This window comes from Parabacteroides sp. HGS0025 (assembly GCF_000969845.1).
GTDB lineage: Bacteria > Bacteroidota > Bacteroidia > Bacteroidales > Tannerellaceae > Parabacteroides > Parabacteroides gordonii.
On sequence record NZ_KQ033902.1, the window covers coordinates 4,105,291 to 4,123,941 of the forward strand.

Genomic DNA, 18,651 nt, shown 5'->3' on the forward strand with positions numbered 1-18,651 from the left:
TCATTCCCTTTTAATTCTAAAAAGATGTAAAATTGCTTTGATACTTTTATCATGGTTACTAACTTAGCGCATCATAAAATTAAATTTAAATCGTTTAACAACCATGAAGAAAATTGTTTTGTTATTGGCTTTTTGCCTGAGTATTGGAAACTTATTTGCACAAGACGCTGATAAACTGCGTGATGAAGGCGATGCAGCATTAAAAGCGAAAAACTATCCGGAAGCTTTTACAAAGTACGATGCATTCCTTAAACAGACGAACAACGAAGATGCCGACCGCGTTTTCAATTGCGGTTTCGCTGCTTTCCAGGCCAAGAAATATGAAGATGCCGTAAAATATTACGATCTGGCCATCCAGAAAAATAAAAACGTAGATGACGCTTACACCGGTAAGGCTATGGCATTACGTAACCTGAATAAACCCGCTGAGTTTACAGCTACTGTAGAAGCCGGATTGAAAGTTAAACCGGGTGATACAAATCTGGAAAAACTGCTTTACGGATATTGCATGAAGCAGGCACAGGCTGCGCAAAAGGCAGGAAAAACTGCTGATGCAGAAGAGTTGTTTAAAGATGTATTAATCGTTAGCAACGCGAAGTATAAAGAAAATGCGCTGTACAGCTTAGGTGCTATGTATTACAACGAAGGTGCAAAGATTCTGGCTGCTGCTACCGACCCTGCTAAATACGAAGCAGAAAAAGACAAAGCTGACGTTCAGATGAAGAAAGCAAAAGAATACATCGAACAGGCTGTTGCCCTGAATGCAGCAAATGCCAACGCCAAAAAGATCCTTGATTCTATCAACGAAACATTGGCAAAATAATTTCTATTACATTGCAACATGGGACTTGGTTCCCAATATATAGTAAAAGGGCTATCCAAAAGTTGGATAGCCCTTTTACTATTGTTCATTTCAGTTAAATTTAGTATCTTACCATTGCAAAAAATATTACATTTGGCTACAGGCTGCATTAAATCCTGTATTCTTTCGGAGAACATCCAACTATTCGTTTGAACGCTCTGCTGAAATATTGGGGATATTGATAACCCAACGCATAAGCAACGTCACTGATCGACTTGGACGGATCGGCTAATAGTTCTTTTGCAACAGCCATTGTTTTTACCAAAATATATTCCTGGGCGGACGTTCCGGTTTCTTTCTTGATTAAGTCACCGAAATAATTAGCAGACAAATGCAACTGATCCGCACAATAAGCAACGGTAGGAGTTCCTAAGGATAAAGGTTTTCCGGACGTAAAATAGTCATTCAGCAACTTTTCGAAATCGGTCAACGTATCTTTATTCGCCTTCTTACGAGTGATAAATTGCCGGTCGTAGAACCTGACACAATAGTTAAGCAACAACTCGATGGCCGAAGAAATAATTAAATTACTGTGTTTGTCCTTCGCCTCCCTGATCTCCTCGTCGATCTTCATCATGCAATCTATTATGGTCTGGCGTTCCTGCTTTGAGAGGTGCAACGCTTCATTTACAGCGTAGGAAAAGAAAGTGTAGTCCTGCATATGATGCCCGAGATGCGTGCCATGCAATAATTCGGGCTGAAAGGTCAGCCACCATCCCATTGGCTGAAATTCTTCTCCTGTATCGTCATTGCCGATCACTTGTCCGGGAGCCGCAAACACCAGGGTATTTTCCTGAAAATCATAATAATTCCTTCCGTATTTGATCTGATCGGCACATTGAATATCTTTCAGGTAAACGACGTAAAAACCAATATTCTTACGTACATGACGTAACGGACTGATCTTTGACGCATCGATCACACTAACCAACGGATGCGGTGTTTCGATACCCAGAAAGTCATTATAGTCTTTAACCGTATTCAGTTTTATGATTTTATCCATGCCGGTGCGTGATTTATGTTTTCGACAAATGTAATAAATATCTGCTAGTTATATGATCCGATCAGTAATAATTATACGTATATCCGTAATTCGTATCATACGGAATCTTTTCGGGTACGGTAATTTTGTAGTATGCTAAATAATAATTAAATAACAATAGAATAAATGAATAATAGGGGACTTATGACGATCGATCAGTTTAACAAATTGACGGGGCGGGAAACCCTGCATCCGCTGATTAGTATTATTGACCTGTCGAACGCAAATCTGAACCGCGATATCCGCATGATGTGTGATTTTTACGGACTTTTGTATTATGTAACGTTAGACGGAAATCAATATTCTGGGAAAGACAAACTCCGCCTCATCCATCCCGGAGAACTGGTAGAAATCCCATCACTCGAACATCGTTCAACCAATGGCTATACGGGCATTATATTCCATCCCGATCTGTTATATGAGACATCATTGGAGGGGCGTATCGATAGTTATCCGACACGTTGCCGCTGCCGGGAACCGCTATCAGCACATGAGCAACAGGTCATATCGAACAGTCTTCAAAAGATCAGGGCAGAATTGCATCATGCCATCGACCGCCACAGCGCATCGATCATCGCTTCGCATATCGAGTTGCTACTCAATTACTGCGTGCGCTTTTGTAATCAGGCAAACTAGACACATTTACTCATATCAGTAATAATTATACATGAATCAGTAATTTATGCCTGTTCCGGATGGTTTACACCTAGTAATTTTGTACCAGATAAATAAAAGTAGAAATAAATGAAAGTAAGACTCGGATTCGCTGCTACATTATTATATATCCTGTCGTTGGCGGGAAATATGGTAGCACAAGCTCCCCAAACAGAACAAATGATGGATAAGAAACGACAACACATTGTGGAGATTGCCACCCTGACCGGCAAAGGCGACCTCGATAAATTGAAGACGGCCCTCATTGCCGGATTGGAAGACGGTATGACCGTCAATGAGATCAAAGAAACGATGGTACACGTACATGCTTATTGCGGATTTCCACGGGCATTGCGTGGCTTGCAGACCTTTGTCGGTGTTCTCAACGAACGCAAGGCAAAAGGTATCGAAGATAAAGCCGGACGGGCAACTTCGCCGATAACCGATTCACGCAGTAAATATGAACGCGGACGAGATATTCTTGCCGAAATATCAGGTGTCCCTGCTGATGCTCCGAAAGCTGATTACGCTGTGCTGGCTCCCGAAATAGAAGTATTTCTGAAAGAGCATCTCTTTGCCGATCTCTTTGAACGGGATGTACTGACCTATGCTGAACGGGAGATTGCCACCGTATCGGTATTAGCCGCGATCGGCAACGTTGAACCGATGATGAAAGGACATATGAATATCGCTTTGAATGTGGGCGTTACTCCCGACGAACTGCGTAACCTGCTTGCCATTGTCGAGAAACTGGTCGGACGCAATGAAGCCGATAAAACGGCAGTCCTGGAAACATCTTCGGCGACAGCGATATTTCCGAAGGGAAATGCCATAGAAGGAGCAAATTTCAACGGAACGGCTTATCTGCAACGTCTGATGACCGACAGCGAAACATTTGACGTGGTAGTGTCCGATGTTATATTTGAACCGTCAGCCCGTAACAGCTGGCATTCACATCCGGGAGGCCAGATTCTGATCGCAACTGCCGGTAAAGGGTATTATCAGGAAAAAGGGAAACCGATTCAGGTTCTTAAACCCGGAGATGTTATAGCTATTACTCCTGACGTGAAACATTGGCACGGTGCGGCCCCCGACAGCGGATTTACACATATTGCCATCAACACAAAGGTTTCACTGGGTGCGACCGAATGGTATGATCCGGTGACAGATGAAGAATATAATGATTATAAAGAATAATAGTATGAAACGAATATATATAAGTTTGTTGGCAGCATTTGCATGGATAGGAGTTCACGGACAGGATACAACAACCGATAGACCGCTCACTATCGCCAAACAAGGTAGTTTCGCTGTCAGCGGAACAGTTTTACAACGTCCGGGGACATACGACAACCATAAATTCATCGGTTGGGGAACCCCTGTCGAACAGGGACAAACATACCATGCAGACCATGCTGTCGTAGATTTTCAGATTCCGGTAGAAGCCCGTCAACTTCCGCTGGTGTTCGTACATGGTTACGGACAATCAGGACGTTGCTGGCAGATGACACCCGATGGTCGGGAAAGCTTTCAGACATTGATGCTGCGGCAGGGATTCGGTTCTTACGTAGTTGATATGCCCGGTCGGGGACGTTCGGGACGGACAACTGCCGAAACGGTATTGAAACCGAAAGCCGACGAACAGCTTTGGTTCGATATTTTCCGTATCGGCGAGTGGCCTTCGTTCAATCCCGGCGTACAGTTCCCTACCGATTCGTTATCGCTCGACCAGTTTTTCCGTCAAATGACGCCCGACATCAGTGCACATGATATGAAAACCGATCTTACCGCGCTTGATGCATTATTCGATCGAATCGGTAACGGGATTATCGTAACACATTCGGCCGGAGGTTTTCCGGGATGGTTGGCTGCTATAGAGAACCAGCATATTCAGGCTGTCGTTTCTTACGAACCGGGAGGATATGTCTTTCCCGAAAATGAAGTCCCCAACCCTATGCCAAGCCTCACAGGAACACTTTCCGGAACAGGCGTTTCGATGGAAGACTTTATGAAACTGACGAAAATCCCCATCGTACTCTATTTTGGCGATTACATACCGGAAGAAATGACAGATAAACTGGGCGGTGAAAACTGGCGCGTACGACTTCAAATGGGACGTAAGTTTGTTGAAGCAATTAACCGCCACGGAGGAAACGCCAGACTGGTTGAACTTCCCGAAATCGGCATCTATGGGAATACACATTTTATGATGTCCGATCTCAATAATGTCAAGATAGCCGATTTATTGGCTGAATGGTTACATGAAAATAAATTAGACAAATAATATCCCAATAGAACAGTATGAAAAACTTATTATTAATCTCGCTTTTACTTTTCTCCGCAACAACCATAGGTGCCTGCTCGGAGAATAATGATATCTCTTTTCCGGATACGGAACAGCCGGAGTCTTCCGACCTGCCTTCCGGGAACAGTAAAACATTAGTGGCCTATTTCTCGGCAACCGGCACAACACAAGCAATAGCCGAACGTATCACCGAACTGACCGGAGCTGACATATACCGTATTAATGCAGCCGATCCGTATGCGACGAATCCTTATGATGATACCGAACGGATACAAAACGAAGCATATAACGACCTGCGCCCCGGTGTAGCAAACCTTCCCGACAAAGAGGCGATTGCACAATACGACACGATATTCGTCGGATCGCCTTGCTGGTGGCATCAACCGGCAATGGTGGTCTGTACATTCCTCGAAAATTATGATTTAGGCAATAAGGTAATCATTCCGTTTTTTACTTACGGTGCTACGACTTACCTGAACGAATCGATGCAAAAGATTTATAAGGTAACGCCTGAGGCTATTCATATACCGGCAACATTACCCGAAGATCTCGATCCCGAAAATATCCGTGAACCACAAAATGATGATGCCGGGATAGATATGCCGAACGGTCCAGGTGATGTAGAAGCATGGTTGTTGAGAATCAAACAGAGTCAATGAAAATTAATTACAAACGAATAAAATGGAAATAAATAAGACATCAACCTCACCCGGCGGACGTATTACAGTAATTGATGCCCTGCGTGGTTTTTCACTGATCGGTATCTGCCTGATTCATGCCATGCAACATTTTGGAGCGATAGGGACAATGGCCCCCCAAGCAATGTTTCCGTGGGAAGGAACGCTGAATGAGATTTTCAGGTGGTTTATAAATTATCTGGTTTTCGGCAAATTCTTCATTATCTTCTCTTGCCTGTTCGGTTTAAGTTTCTTTATCCAGATGGACCGGGCGGCAAAGAAAGGACTTGATTTCCGGAAACGTTTCTTATGGAGGTTATTGCTGCTGGCGGTAATTGGCTATCTGCATGGTTTGATTGTTCGTGTGGATATCTTGCTGATATATGCGATATTAGGTTTCGTGTTGGTATTAATGTATAAATGGCCGACGAAATTACTGGCAGGTATCACCTTGTTTCTTTTCCTGGGAGGCGCCTCACTTGTACCGGTAGTCTATAAAAGTCTGACGGCACCGGCTATAGAGCAAGTGGAACAGGTTACTGCCAGACCTGCATCCCGTCCGGCTGGTCCCCGGCAAGTTCCTACTTTATCTGAAACGATAAAGAATAACGCCTGGAACGGACTGGTCAGTAAAATGAGATTCCAGGTATCGAGCGGACGTATCTACCAGACTTTAGGACTTTTTATCTTAGGGCTTATTGTTGGACGTATCCGTTTATTCGAACGCATGGATGAATTCCGGAAACGGTTAAATCGCTGGGCATTGGCTGCCCTCGTATTATTAGGTCTGCTTTACGTAGCGAGACCTTATATTCCGGCAGTTGCCAGGGGAGAAGTTTCTTTCTATTCATGGATGGGATCAACTACCACCAATCTGATCAATCTGCTGACCGCTTATCTGTGGGTAATTATTGTAATAGAAGTTTATCGTTCACAAAAAGTACAACGGGCCGTAGAACCGTTGGTCAGTTACGGCCGTATGGGGTTGACAAACTATATCGTACAGTCCGTGGCCGGTGTCTTCATCTTTTCCGGTTTCGGATTGGATTGGAGTCATTTGGGAGTTTTCCTGAGCGTATTGGTTTGCCTTGCTTATACAGGCATACAAATCGTAATTAGTCATTATTGGCTGAAAGGTTTCCGTTATGGCCCAATGGAATGGCTGTGGCGAACGGGAACCTATATGAAATGGCAACCGCTGATACGCTAACTGTAAGTTTTTATATCTCCATCTAAAAAAACATCGTTCCGCTGATCATCAAGTATCACCGGAACGATGTTTTTTTGAAATCACTTTATCTCTTTGACCACCCGGCAAGGATTCCCTACCGCCAGTACATTCGATGGAATATCTTTTGTTACCACACTGCCGGCACCGATCACGGTATTATCACCGATGGTTACTCCCGGCAGGATATTTACACCGGCACCGATCCAGACATTATGTCCGATAGTTACGGGACGGGCATATTCAAGACCACGGTTTCGCTGCTCTGCATCCAACGGATGGCCTGCGGTATAAATGCCGACATTCGGAGCGATAAAAGCATTGTCACCGATACAGACCTTAGCCCCATCCAGAATAACCAGGTTTACATTGGCATAGAAATTCTCTCCTACTTCAATATTATATCCGTAATCACAAGCAAAAGGCGGTTCGATGATCAGACTGTTTCCGGTCTTACCCAAAAAGGATTTCAGTAATTGCGTCTTTTCTTCCTGCTGAGAAGGACGCAAACGGTTGTAATCGTAAAGCAGTTCTTTTACTCTTTCACGGTCTGCCAACAATTCTTTATCATAATTGGCATCGTACAACAGGCCAAGGTGGCACTTTTCTTTTTCTGTCATCTTGTTTATTTTATTTGTTACAACCGGATCCTTTTTCCCGCCGGTCACTGATTCAATACATGTATCGTATGACAAGCCACCAGCGCAGCTGTCTCCGTACGAAGACGGCTTTCTCCTAATGAAATAGGTTCAAAACCCTGCTGTAAAGCCAGCCCTATCTCTTCAGGGCTAAAGTCTCCTTCAGGGCCGATCAGCACTAAGGCGTTTTCACCCGGGCGATACGTTTGTTTCAATAATGTTTTATCTCCATCCTCACAATGAGCGATGAACTTACGACCGTCAAAAGGTTGGCTCACAAACGATTTAAAATCAGTCATTCCTTCCAGTAGAGGTAATGTAGCCTTTTGCGACTGCTTCATGGCACTGACCAGGATCTTTTCCAGACGGGCAGGTTTTATCTCCCGGCGTTCTGAAAAACGACAGTTCAGGCAGGTAATAGCATCAATACCGATCTCGGTCGCTTTCTCTGCAAACCATTCCATCCGATCCATATTTTTTGTCGGGGCAACTGCGATATGAAGACGGAAGTTCCATAAAGCCGGTTGCTGCCAACTCTCCAGAATGGACACTTCGCAATGTTTATGATGGGCACGACTGATAGCCGCCTTATAAAAAGCCCCTTTACCATCAGTCAGTAAAATTTCATCGCCTTCGGTCAGACGAAGTACACGGATGCAATGACCTGCTTCCTCTTCCGGTAGTTCCGGATTTACTGCAATATCCGGCGTGTAAAATATCTGCACAACTATTTAGTTTTCTATTATCAATATTCAATTAACCTAATATCATGCCTATAATCGTGGCTGACAACACAGAGACTAAAGCTCCCGCTATCATGGCCGGAAACCCGAAACGGGTTATCATTTCCTTCTTCTCAGGAGCCAATACGCCCATTCCGCCCAATAAAATCCCGATAGACGAGATATTGGCAAAGCCACATAATATATAGGTAGACATCAATATGGATTTCTGATACATGAACATACCGGCATCCTTCCACTCCTGCAACTGGAAATAAGCCACGAATTCATTCAGTATCGTCTTCTGTCCCAGTAACGAACCAACCAGCATAATGTCGGAAGACGGAATACCTATCAGCCACATGAACGGCGCCAGAATCACTCCCAGTATGAACTGGAATGTCAACCCCTGCGCTTTTCCATCCGTTATCGAAACGATCCAGTCGTTCAAACCGGTATACCGTCCGATCAGGCCATCCAATATATAATTAGCCAAAGCGACCAATGCAATAAAGACCAGCAACATAGCTGCGATATTCACCATCAGCCGGATACCCGTCGAAGTACCGGCAGCCAAAGCGTCCAACGCCGTCGGATGAGCACTTTTCTTTTCTAGGCTGGCAGCATGATCGACAGCCGGTTCCGTTTGCGGACAAAGCATCTTGGCCAGTACGATCGATCCGGGAGCCGCCATCAAAGAGGCTGAAATCAAATGTTTGGCAAATAAAACCCTTGCCACCGGATCACCACCGGACAACATACCGATATAAGTAGCCATCACCGTACCGGCAATGGTTCCCATTCCAGATACCATCACCAGAAAGATCTCAGAGCGGTTCATAGCCGGCAGATAATTCTTAATCAACACCGGCGACTCTGTCATTCCCATAAATATATTACCGGAAGTCACAAGACCTTCCGCTCCTGAAATATTCATAAACTTCCGCAGTAGCCAGGAAAAAGCCCCTACTACACGCTGGATAATCCCCCAATGATAAAACAAAGAGACCAAAGCCGAGAAGAAAATAACAACCGGCAAAGAGTGGATCAGGAATATAAAGCCATTACTTTTCGTGGCATACGGGCCTAATAGGAAACCAACCCCAGCCTGGGTAAAATCCATCAGTTTAATGAAAGCCTTTCCCATCAACTCAAGTGCTGTCCCGATAAACGGAATATACAGAACAGCCAAAGCAAATATTAATTGCATGAAAAGCCCACCGCCAATCAGTTTCCAGTCGATCCGTTTACGGTTATAACTCAGGGCATATGCGACAGCCAGAACCGTTATAATACCCAATATTCCACGCAAAAGCGATTCAAGGCTTATTCCACTCTGTTGTTCTATCATTCTGCTTCGTCCTCCTCTTCCCGCCGACGAATTTCGTCTTTATACATCTTTGCGTATTCGTAATTCTCATCGGAGACGGCTTCGTCCAACCGTTCGGTCAATTCGTCTTCATCCAGCAAAGAGAGCCATTTCTTCAGCTCTTCCGCGTCTTCGATATCTTCGGGTTCTTTATCCAATAGAGCATATTCTTCATCATCCTTATCGGTCATAGAAGAAGCATCTTCCAATACGACCCCACATTCGGCAACGATCTGGTCGGTGGTATAAATATCACATTTCACACGCAAAGCGATAGCGATCGCATCCGAAGTACGGGAGTCCAGGCGTACCTGCGTAATTCCATCATCGAATAACAATTCGGAATAAAATACCCCATCTTCAAACTTATAGATAAAGACCTCACGCAACTGAATGCCGAAAGCCTGTGCGAAAGTGACAAACAGATCATGAGTAAGAGGTCTGGGGGGGGTAATATGTTCCAACGCGATTGCGATAGATTGTGCCTCCGATGTCCCTACTATAATAGGTATACGACGGGCTCCTTCTTCTTCAGCCAATATCAGTGCATACGCACCCGATTGGATCTGACTATTAGTCAAGCCCTGAACCCGTAATTTTATTTTTGTATCCACACCATATAATTTTATAGTAACTATACAAAAGTAATATTATTTCGTAATTAAAAGAGGGAAAGTTATAAAATGATTGGTAAGGTGTATAAAAAAGAAAAGGTTGTCTCCCGACAACCAATCTTCATTGCTAACCTTAAATCTAATACCATGAAAAACACAGTGCAAATATAAGCACTTTATGTTATTCAGCATAGTTTTGCAGCATAAAACAACTACTATTTAGCAATATTTCAGTAAAACACCTCGCTTAATAAGGTGTATTAACAATTAATTCTTATCCTTCATATATTCATCCGCCTTCTCCTTCATCCGTTGCACGCGTTTAGCTGTTTCCGGATGGCTTGAAAACATTTGACGGAATTTCGATGACTTCGGTGCTTCTTCACTCAAACTCATCAGTTTATTCAATGAATTATGCATGCTGTACGGATCGAGACCATTGGCCACACTGAATTCAAAACCATAATCATCCGCTTCATTTTCCTGTTTTTGCGAATATTGTGCACCAGCCAACGCTGTTGCCAGGTCACCCAACTGTGAATCAGACAATTTAGCGACAACATCACTTGTCGCTCCGGCGGCATTCTTTGCAGCAGAAGTAAGATAAGCATTCTTCATGGCATCTTTTGAATCGGAATGAAGCACATGCCCTATCTCATGTCCGATAACTGCCATCACTTCATTGTCGTCCATCACTTCCATCAATCCGCCGCAAACGCGAACACTACCATCACCACAAGCAAAAGCATTCACATCAATGACATTATAAACTTTGAAGTTCAGGTTCAATCCGTCTACCTTGATATCTTTGGTCAATCGTTCCAGACGTTGCCCCATTTCCGTATCGGAACCGGCCACTTCATTATGGGTATCCATCCACTCGATATATTCCCGGCTCATAGTTACGATATCGGCATCGCTCAGTGTAACAGCTTTAGCAACATCGGTTGCTGCATTTACCACCTTTTTGGTGTTAATCGTTTTCCCTCCGATCTTAAACTGTGCAGACGCCGTCAGACTGACACCTGCCAGAAACATGAATGATAATAACGTTGTTCTCATACTCTATTTGTTTATTGCATACTTAGTTTGTTTGCATCTGTAAGAATTCTGCCAACTGGTTAAAAGTAATATCTTTCAAAATGACCTTTTTGTCTTTATCCAGTAAATAAATTGTGGGTATGGCTTTCAGGTCATATATTTCATCATTTTTTAAAGAGATCGACTGATCATAAGCATTTATCCAACTTGCTGGAACATCTGGGATATGCTTTTTCCAGGCTTCCTGGTCCTCATCCGGATAAACTGCCAGTATCTTCAACGTCTTATCCGCCTGCATTTTGTCTAGCAACGGCCATCCCGCTATCTGTCCGGTTATTTCTTTACAGGCATGACAATCGGGATTATAGAAGAACAGCAATACATAAGGAGCTTTTACCCCATACAGTGTACCTGTTTTCCCATCTGCAAGCGTATAGGTGAAATCCGCCGCCGGCTCTCCCACCCTGTTTTTCAATGCTAATTCCAGCAAATGAGCCGGACGGATCTTGTTCACCTCATCAAAGACCGGGGCAGACAAGATGGACTCTAACACATAAATATACAGAGATTCATCGCGCATCGGTGAATTGGGATCGTATAAATATTTCTCATACAGACCGGCCATATGAGTAAACACGGTACTGTCGGCTTCTGCCTTGTGCATCATCCCTTTGATAGAAGACGAAGCGACTTCTGGAGTTACATACTTCATCAGATCGATATAATTGGAAACGGCTTGTTCCGTTACCTCCGGCATATGAACATATGCTGTATCGGTAAAATCAAATTTATCCCAATAATGCTCCACTAAATATTTAGCACGTTCGCCCGGTTCCGTGATCATACTGGGGACAGGAACCATTTCAAAGGTTCGCGGCGTTGTATCCTCTTTCTCTGTTTTTGCAGTTTGCTGGCCGTGACATGAATTAAATATCAACGCAAATGCCAACAAACAAAGCATTCTGACTATCATATCTTTATGTTTTTATAGTGCAAATATAATAGTTACTACAGTTTAAGATATAACTTTATTCAATTATTTTACATAGAAGTTCAAATGAGTTCATCTGTTAACATTCCGATCTTACCGTATAATCACCTTTTCGGTTTTTTGTCGGTTACGAGTAGTTACAGTTATCAGAACTACTTGTTCGGGAATTAATACATTAAGTGAAACAGAACTCTGCCGGATGGATTGTTTGTTATACATCAATCTACCGCTCAAAGCATGTATCTTTACAGACTCGATCGGATCGTCCGCAGGACTGCTCGCTATGACCCGTCCCTTGTAGGTAGTAATACGTATACCAGCATCCGGAATATCGTCCTTATCTATTTCTCCTATTCGGAGGAATAATCTTCCTTTCACGGGGCCGGAGTGGTTATCGAATGTATATTCAGGGTTCTCCCTCATATTTTGTAACGTCCCAGTGTAAGTGTCCTGCAGATAGATATCCTGAGACGCATCAAAAGTCTCCATTCCTGACAAACGAAGAGTAAGCTCACCTTTGACATCGGTACGGATACCCAGTTCGACAGGTTCCGACAAATCCCCCAGCGTACGTATAGAAGCCGCCTTTCCATCCAACAACGTATATAAAACAGCCGGTTCCGTCTTTTCTTCCGAGAAGAGAGTCCACATATCTTTACGTGCACTATACCGATTATCTTCAAACGGAACATATTTCAGGCGGATATGGCTTTGGGATACCTGATCCCGCAACACATCCATCTGTAGTATCGCCTCTTCCATATTCCGGGTAGAGCGGAGGGTAACGCCAGAGGTTGTTGTCGACATCATGAAGTCGAACTGAAGACGGGATAGCTGACCTGTCTTTTCTACAATAAAAGATTGCATAGGTGCAATAAGCTTCGGATCACTTGAAAATACTCCCGGATTATACGCTTCAAATGTCTCATTATCCGACCATATATAATAGCCGCCTGTTATTTCCGGATTGGCTGTTTTAAATTGGCTAAAATCCAAATGCGACATAAAAGGGTTACCCAGCAGGGCAGTCGTATAGCTGTATTGATCATTATTTACAATCACATCAAAACCAGTGACATCCCTGTTCAAAGGCAAGTTACCATCCATACTAATACATTGTTCATAAATAAACCGCCCCAGACCGGAACGGTCTATTGTCGTTGTTTTACCCAGATAAACACCATGGTAGTTCCAAATTGAATAAGCAGTACTGTCTTTGGGAAAACGGAAAGATTGCAGTTTGGCAGCAATATCTTCTCCTTTATAAACTCCGATAGCATATCCCAACCCCGGAGACAGCTCTTCGGTTAGCGTATTGAAAGGGTTCGAGAAATCACCTGTCACTTTTGCCGGATTTTCTCCTGTCTGTGGATTGGATGTATTATATTTCATCATATAGACTGCCGGATTCTGCCGCTTCACACTTCCTTCGACAAAATAATCACCGGAATACATAGCACGCAAAGGAGCCGAAACCGTATACCAGCGACCATGCTTTACATCTAGATCCACCTCAGCAAATCTATAATTCAGATAATTCGTACGGGCCACTCCGCCTCCCATTTTAAAAGTTATCGTATCACAAGCAGGTCGGAGAGAAAAACCGCCATCATTCCGCTTTTCTTTCTGTAGATTCAGATTAGACTGATTCCGGGTATAATTATTTACTATATTCAATGAATCTACCGTCGGCTTTATCAGTAAAGGATAATGGTCTAACAGGGTAGTCTGATCCACAGTGATCGATTCATTGGGGATAATTACATTGGTGCAGTAACCAGGCACTCCGTTATCCCAGTTACGGAAATCGTTCCAGTTGTTTGTCTCGCCATTACCGGTCCAGGTGGTTACTTTAGGAAATAAGACAAACTCATGCATGGAAGCTTCGGTACACCCCACCGAGTTATTGGCTGTCAACGAAACGGTATAGAATCCGGGAGCATAGTCTTCCAACTTCAATTTCACCGCTTTTGCCGTAGTATCAGAGACTACTGTCCCCCCCACCATCCAGGTGTAACTTGCGTAAGGATTATTTTCACTGACTTGCGTATCCTGATTTGTAATAGTTATATACCCGTCTTCATCCACATCTGAATAACAGAAAGCTGTTCGATTGTCGGACAGTGAAGGAGCAGGAATCTTATCTACGGAAGCGGCAAAAAGCAGCTCACGAGGCTCTGATATAGCCATACAGGCATAATTCGGAGTACCGTCAAAAGATCTCGACTGCCCCACCACCAAACGATAATATCCATTATTGGCTGCAGTAAAAGGATATATCTCGAATTTAGATTTATCAGTTGTTATCACACCTGAAGTAACTTCTCCGATAACACTGGCAAGGGGTTGCCACGGGCCATCCTTGCCAATAGAGCTGTACTCCCATTGATAATCGAGGTAATTACCCAAGGTTCCGTCATCGGTATAGGTACCATGCAAGGTAAGCACTCCCTCATCTTTTCCACAAACATAACCGTTTACGGAGGGTACGAGGGTAACGGGTGGGATAACCAGATAGATTTCAATATCATCCATTAACACATCATTTCCCCCTCCGGTGCCAAAATTGTTATTAACGACTTCCAGAGTTATACCGGTTACTTCATCCGGGACAGGGAATCTGAATCCGAACTGTCTCCAATTATTACCTTCCCCATCGAGCATATTACCGGAAAGATATTCGGCTAATGTCTCTCCGGTATCTGTGTTTGTCAATATAAATTTAAGATTTACTTTTTCCAGTCCGTTCCATTTCACAAAGCTGGTAAACCAACCTGTAATAACTAATTCGATATTACGGCATGCACCCAGGTTCGTTAATTGATGAGTATAAAAACGTCCGGGAGTTTCCGTAGCGTTCACAGCTACCAAATAACCATGAGTCTCATTCGGAAGGTCTTCATAAATATGGTCTGGCATAGCCATCCATCCGTTTGAGCTCCCTGCTGGACTTTTCTTCGTAATCATATAACCACCTTCTGGTAAATTACCGTCACCGGATTTATACAGTTCGTAATCAATCTTTATATAATCGATTGGTTCTTGCTTAACATTTGGATCTCCGGGAGCTGTTCCTCCAAAGTTCTCCCTATGAATACGGCGGGCATTTGCCGGAGAAATAACAGCATCTACACTGCCGCACAGATAACCCGGCAACAAATAGTACGCAACTCTTTTGTCCAAAATAGGAACTCCATTCATATCGCATACCTCTACCCAATAGGTTCTTGCTTTAAACTGTCCGTCTGTATTTCTTTCGTTCTGGACAGATAAAGTATGTGTCATTCCGTCGGACAATATTATGGGATCCTTAATAGCCTCCACTGAAGAATATTTCTGATCATGATCATACTCATCCTGATCAGGCAACAGATCTTCCAAACCTCCGAATTCACTGGTATACCATTTATACGTAACACCAGTTATTTCCGGTGCTTCCATATGGATGAGCGAAGGCAAATAGCCAGGTTCACCCAGACTCACCATTCCGGGAAGATACACACTGCTTCCTCTGTAAGATCCAGCCTGATCCTCCGTCATGTTGTCCGGACATACGAAATAGGTTTTCGATTTAGATGCATCTTCCGGTATAAATTTAACCCAATCAGAATGGGTCGGCCCATTTTCCCCTGTTACTATAAAACGATAATAGACAGTTTCATTAATGGCATTTGTAGTATAATCGGTCATAAAATTTCCATTTGCGACAGTACCGGTAGCCCCGGTTCCACTACAATTGACCCATTCCCCGGTCTCGGTACGTTGCTGCCATTGATAGGTAAGCGAACCTGTCAAACTGCCACATGCATAAGATCCTGTAAGGGTTTCTTTCTTACCGGACAACACAATTATTTCCGTCTTTGCAGGTGTAAATATCTGTGCCGGACTTAATAGCTTTATTTCAATGTCATCCAACGCAAACCCCTTCCCCCAGTCCCAGGCTCCTTCCGCAAACAAGGAGAGTGTGGCGGTAGTAGCACCTTGCGGTACAAAAAAATCAAATCCGTATTGTATCCAAAGAGAATTACTACCTCCGCGGATATCTCCGGTTGTATATTCCTGGATATTCCCGTTGTCGAAACTGACAAGAAATTTGAAATTCTGCTTGGTATTGCTGTTTTTCTCCAGGTTAGCAATCCAGGCTTTAAACGAAAGTTTCGAACCACCACAGAGATTAGAAAGCATCGTTTTATAAAATGGCATATTTTCACCGTCCGACGTTCCGCTGGCATGAACCAGCAGAAAGTAACCGTCTTTACAACTGGAATGATCTGTTACATCCGTATTCCAGTTTGTCGTGCTTTCAGAGTGATCCTCATTTGTCCAGTAATTCAGATATACCTGATTCGTTATTATATAATTACCACTACCGGGGTTAGGCCTTACGGTTCCCTCCGATGCCGGAGTATATTCATACCCGGGAATAACGTATGGATTGTCGGCTTTATAAATAAAATTCTGTGTAGAACCACACCCTCCAAAATCTTCTCTGACCAGGTAGTTGGCATCCCGAAACAGTTGCACAGGTGCTGAAGCCAAAGCATCTGTAAAATCAGCATTATCGTCGTTTCCCTTGATCGCCAGGACTCGGTAATAGTAACCGTCTACCACAGCAGGTACAGTCACAGTAAAAGTCCCGCTTTCACCTGTCGCCGTACCGTCAGATCCGGCAATATCGGCCCATCCATTGCCGTCGGCACTTCTTTGCCATCTGTAATTGATAGTAGGACTGATATATTTATAATCGACCGTAAAATCCACATTGAAACCGACAATACTTCCCGACACAGGAGATTTGATAGTTATAAATGATTCATATCCGGTAAGGGAGATATCATCCAATCCAAGCCATAAGTTATCGCCCACGGATGATATACGTATTTTAATAGCATCGTCCTGGTAATTACCGGGAATGTAAAACAACAATTTTCTTTCCTCCCATTCGTCGCTAACCTTAAACTTAGCGAAGTCCATCACAACACCTGCAGCATCTTCAACCTCCAGCTTAAATTGATAGGGAAGAGTATCGACCCTTCCCCACAAGGCTACCTGCCATGTACTGAGAGAAAAGGTTTGTCCTAACATGTCCGTTGTTACCGGAATACTGGCTTCATAAACAGTCTTCTCTGTATTTGTACGGTTCACAGCATACATAAAATAACCTTTTGAATTGTCACCTGAGATACTGTGATCCTCAAAGCCTCCTTTGCCACCACCATCTCCATCTCCCCAATTCCATTCTATACCCGGAAAACCAGGAATAGGCAACTTCCATCCGGCCAGTTTTGTGATTGCGTAAGTGGCTGCTCCTCCTATATCCAGTTTGATCGGTCTTTCACCGTAAGCTTGCTCGGCTTTGTCCCTGTTGTATAATCTGTCATCCGGGTCTCCATAAGTAAAATCCGTTGTTATTGTCGGGTGCGGGCCAGCAGTGATCCACCAGTCACCCGAAGCTCCTGCTTGGTTTGTCGAATCGGTAGAAGGCCAACTTCCGCCAAAGTCCTCTTTAAACAGATAATCGGTCGCAGTGTACTCTACTGTTATTATGTCCGAATACAAAGTTTTACTACCGGCAGCGACCACAAGCCGGTAATAGACCGGACCTGGTGCACTTTCTGCCGCCGGGACGAACTCTGCTGTAAAAGATGTTCCATTAGCCCCTCCTGTCACTCCCGTACCGGTGGCCTGTACCCAAGAACTACCGTTGTATTTCTGCCATACATAGGAATATGCTTCATTACCTAAAGGATTATTGTATTTTGCCTGAAAAGGATCAGTAACCCGTGTATTGATTTTCGTATAGGTGTATAAAGAAGCAGGCGAAGCCATCTGTATAGCCTTCATGCTCACTGTAATATCGTCAACCCCAAATTTGTGCTTCTTATTATCATACCCATATTTATCAACAAGACTAAAAGTAATGGCTCCATCTTGTGTTGCCGTAACAGAATGAGACCAAAACACCCAGCCGCCATTCGAGTTCGCATAGTTAGCCGAAGTTTTTGTCTGACCGCCAAGTCCCGTTCCCGTGGCCTGTATTTCAAAATTATATCCGCCGTCCACATCATCATAATAAACACCGAACTGAACAGTTTCTCCCTTTTTTACATAAGGTATTGTAGCAGCATAGATTTTTTTGGGATTAGTGCCTGCTTCCTTTACGGCAAACAGGTAATAGCCGGATCCTGTAGTATGATCAGGATGAGGCCATTGCGGAGGTTCACCATGACCGACAAGGTTTGAATTTTTAGTGATGATACATTTTCCGGCATCATCGGCCATCGGTACAGAGGTTGCATAGGTGAAATCATAGAAATTCCATATGTCCGGATTCGGATCTATATAATTACCACTAAACCCGGGTCTCTCAAAATCTTCATTGACAACGTTTACTTTGGTTGCCTGCTGTGCTTCCACCTGTCCACCTACCAATAATAGTCCCAGGAATATGATGAATTGTATCTGCTTATAACAGATTGTCTTTTTTGAAATATTTGTCATAGCCCTT

Annotated in this window: 14 protein-coding genes and 1 pseudogene; 7 read left to right on the forward strand and 8 right to left on the reverse strand. The window is 43.6% G+C overall.

The genetic code is table 11. The features are described from left to right. Positions 1–103: 103 nt before the first annotated feature. Positions 104–823, forward strand: a complete 720-nt coding sequence (locus HMPREF1212_RS15960) for a tetratricopeptide repeat protein (protein WP_028730542.1) — start codon at positions 104–106, stop codon at positions 821–823. Positions 824–971: 148 nt separating this feature from the next. On the opposite strand, the gene HMPREF1212_RS15965 is transcribed toward HMPREF1212_RS15960, so the two are convergent. Next, positions 972–1,865, reverse strand: a complete 894-nt coding sequence (locus HMPREF1212_RS15965) for a helix-turn-helix domain-containing protein (RefSeq protein WP_028730541.1) — start codon at positions 1,863–1,865, stop codon at positions 972–974. A gap of 165 nt (positions 1,866–2,030) precedes the next feature. Here HMPREF1212_RS15965 and HMPREF1212_RS15970 point away from each other — a divergent pair, with 165 nt between their 5' ends. The 6 genes and pseudogenes from HMPREF1212_RS15970 (at position 2,031) to HMPREF1212_RS15990 (ending at position 6,750) form a co-directional block, all read left to right on the forward strand. Then, a complete protein-coding gene (locus HMPREF1212_RS15970; RefSeq protein WP_046150008.1) occupies positions 2,031–2,540 on the forward strand; it encodes a hypothetical protein in 510 nt (169 codons plus the stop codon). Between the two features lie 168 nt (positions 2,541–2,708). Next, positions 2,709–3,332: pseudogene (locus tag HMPREF1212_RS27200) on the forward strand (carboxymuconolactone decarboxylase family protein); the annotation flags it as partial. Then, complete coding sequence (locus HMPREF1212_RS27365) at positions 3,309–3,755, forward strand: cupin domain-containing protein (protein ID WP_369800841.1); 447 nt, start codon at positions 3,309–3,311, stop codon at positions 3,753–3,755. The pseudogene HMPREF1212_RS27200 and the gene HMPREF1212_RS27365, both read left to right, overlap by 24 nt. 4 nt (positions 3,756–3,759) lie before the next feature. After that, entirely contained in the window at positions 3,760–4,842 is a 1,083-nt protein-coding gene (locus tag HMPREF1212_RS15980; protein WP_046150440.1) for an alpha/beta hydrolase, read from the forward strand. Between the two features lie 17 nt (positions 4,843–4,859). Further along, a complete protein-coding gene (locus HMPREF1212_RS15985; RefSeq protein WP_046150009.1) occupies positions 4,860–5,522 on the forward strand; it encodes a flavodoxin in 663 nt (220 codons plus the stop codon). Between the two features lie 22 nt (positions 5,523–5,544). After that, on the forward strand, positions 5,545–6,750 hold the full coding sequence (locus HMPREF1212_RS15990) for a DUF418 domain-containing protein (protein ID WP_046150010.1): 1,206 nt from the start codon (positions 5,545–5,547) through the stop codon (positions 6,748–6,750). An 80-nt stretch (positions 6,751–6,830) separates the two neighbouring features. Here HMPREF1212_RS15990 and HMPREF1212_RS15995 read toward each other — a convergent pair whose 3' ends face one another. The 7 genes from HMPREF1212_RS15995 to HMPREF1212_RS16025 form a co-directional block, all read right to left on the reverse strand. Next, complete coding sequence (locus HMPREF1212_RS15995; RefSeq protein ID WP_028730536.1) at positions 6,831–7,388, reverse strand: sugar O-acetyltransferase; 558 nt, start codon at positions 7,386–7,388, stop codon at positions 6,831–6,833. A 44-nt stretch (positions 7,389–7,432) separates the two neighbouring features. After that, the gene (locus tag HMPREF1212_RS16000; protein WP_028730535.1) at positions 7,433–8,131 is read right to left on the reverse strand and encodes a 16S rRNA (uracil(1498)-N(3))-methyltransferase; all 699 of its coding nucleotides are present in this window, start codon (positions 8,129–8,131) and stop codon (positions 7,433–7,435) included. 31 nt (positions 8,132–8,162) lie between these two features. After that, positions 8,163–9,479, reverse strand: coding sequence for a NupC/NupG family nucleoside CNT transporter (locus HMPREF1212_RS16005; RefSeq protein WP_028730534.1), 1,317 nt, complete (start codon positions 9,477–9,479; stop codon positions 8,163–8,165). Further along, positions 9,476–10,111, reverse strand: a complete 636-nt coding sequence (locus HMPREF1212_RS16010; protein ID WP_028730533.1) for a bifunctional nuclease family protein — start codon at positions 10,109–10,111, stop codon at positions 9,476–9,478. The genes HMPREF1212_RS16005 and HMPREF1212_RS16010 overlap by 4 nt, the downstream gene beginning before the upstream one ends. A 267-nt stretch (positions 10,112–10,378) precedes the next feature. Then, positions 10,379–11,173: a M48 family metallopeptidase gene (locus HMPREF1212_RS16015; RefSeq protein ID WP_028730532.1), complete on the reverse strand. Its 795-nt coding sequence runs from the start codon at positions 11,171–11,173 to the stop codon at positions 10,379–10,381. Positions 11,174–11,195: 22 nt separating this feature from the next. Beyond that, positions 11,196–12,125 carry a DUF5106 domain-containing protein gene (locus HMPREF1212_RS16020; protein WP_028730531.1) on the reverse strand — a complete coding sequence of 310 codons (930 nt, stop codon included), beginning with the start codon at positions 12,123–12,125 and terminating at the stop codon, positions 11,196–11,198. A 111-nt stretch (positions 12,126–12,236) separates the two neighbouring features. After that, a complete protein-coding gene (locus HMPREF1212_RS16025) occupies positions 12,237–18,644 on the reverse strand; it encodes a hypothetical protein (RefSeq protein WP_046150011.1) in 6,408 nt (2,135 codons plus the stop codon). Positions 18,645–18,651 lie beyond the last annotated feature (7 nt).

Bases quoted from the DNA above. Each gene is read 5' to 3' on its own strand.
- HMPREF1212_RS15970 (WP_046150008.1), top strand. From the start codon at position 2,031: ATGAATAATAGGGGACTTATGACGATCGATCAGTTTAACAAATTGACG.
- HMPREF1212_RS15980 (WP_046150440.1), top strand. From the start codon at position 3,760: ATGAAACGAATATATATAAGTTTGTTGGCAGCATTTGCATGGATAGGA.
- HMPREF1212_RS16015 (WP_028730532.1), bottom strand. From the start codon at position 11,173: ATGAGAACAACGTTATTATCATTCATGTTTCTGGCAGGTGTCAGTCTG.
- HMPREF1212_RS16020 (WP_028730531.1), bottom strand. From the start codon at position 12,125: ATGATAGTCAGAATGCTTTGTTTGTTGGCATTTGCGTTGATATTTAAT.
- HMPREF1212_RS15995 (WP_028730536.1), bottom strand. From the start codon at position 7,388: ATGACAGAAAAAGAAAAGTGCCACCTTGGCCTGTTGTACGATGCCAAT.
- HMPREF1212_RS16025 (WP_046150011.1), bottom strand. From the start codon at position 18,644: ATGACAAATATTTCAAAAAAGACAATCTGTTATAAGCAGATACAATTC.
- HMPREF1212_RS15990 (WP_046150010.1), top strand. From the start codon at position 5,545: ATGGAAATAAATAAGACATCAACCTCACCCGGCGGACGTATTACAGTA.
- HMPREF1212_RS15965 (WP_028730541.1), bottom strand. From the start codon at position 1,865: ATGGATAAAATCATAAAACTGAATACGGTTAAAGACTATAATGACTTT.
- HMPREF1212_RS15960 (WP_028730542.1), top strand. From the start codon at position 104: ATGAAGAAAATTGTTTTGTTATTGGCTTTTTGCCTGAGTATTGGAAAC.
- HMPREF1212_RS15985 (WP_046150009.1), top strand. From the start codon at position 4,860: ATGAAAAACTTATTATTAATCTCGCTTTTACTTTTCTCCGCAACAACC.
- HMPREF1212_RS16005 (WP_028730534.1), bottom strand. From the start codon at position 9,479: ATGATAGAACAACAGAGTGGAATAAGCCTTGAATCGCTTTTGCGTGGA.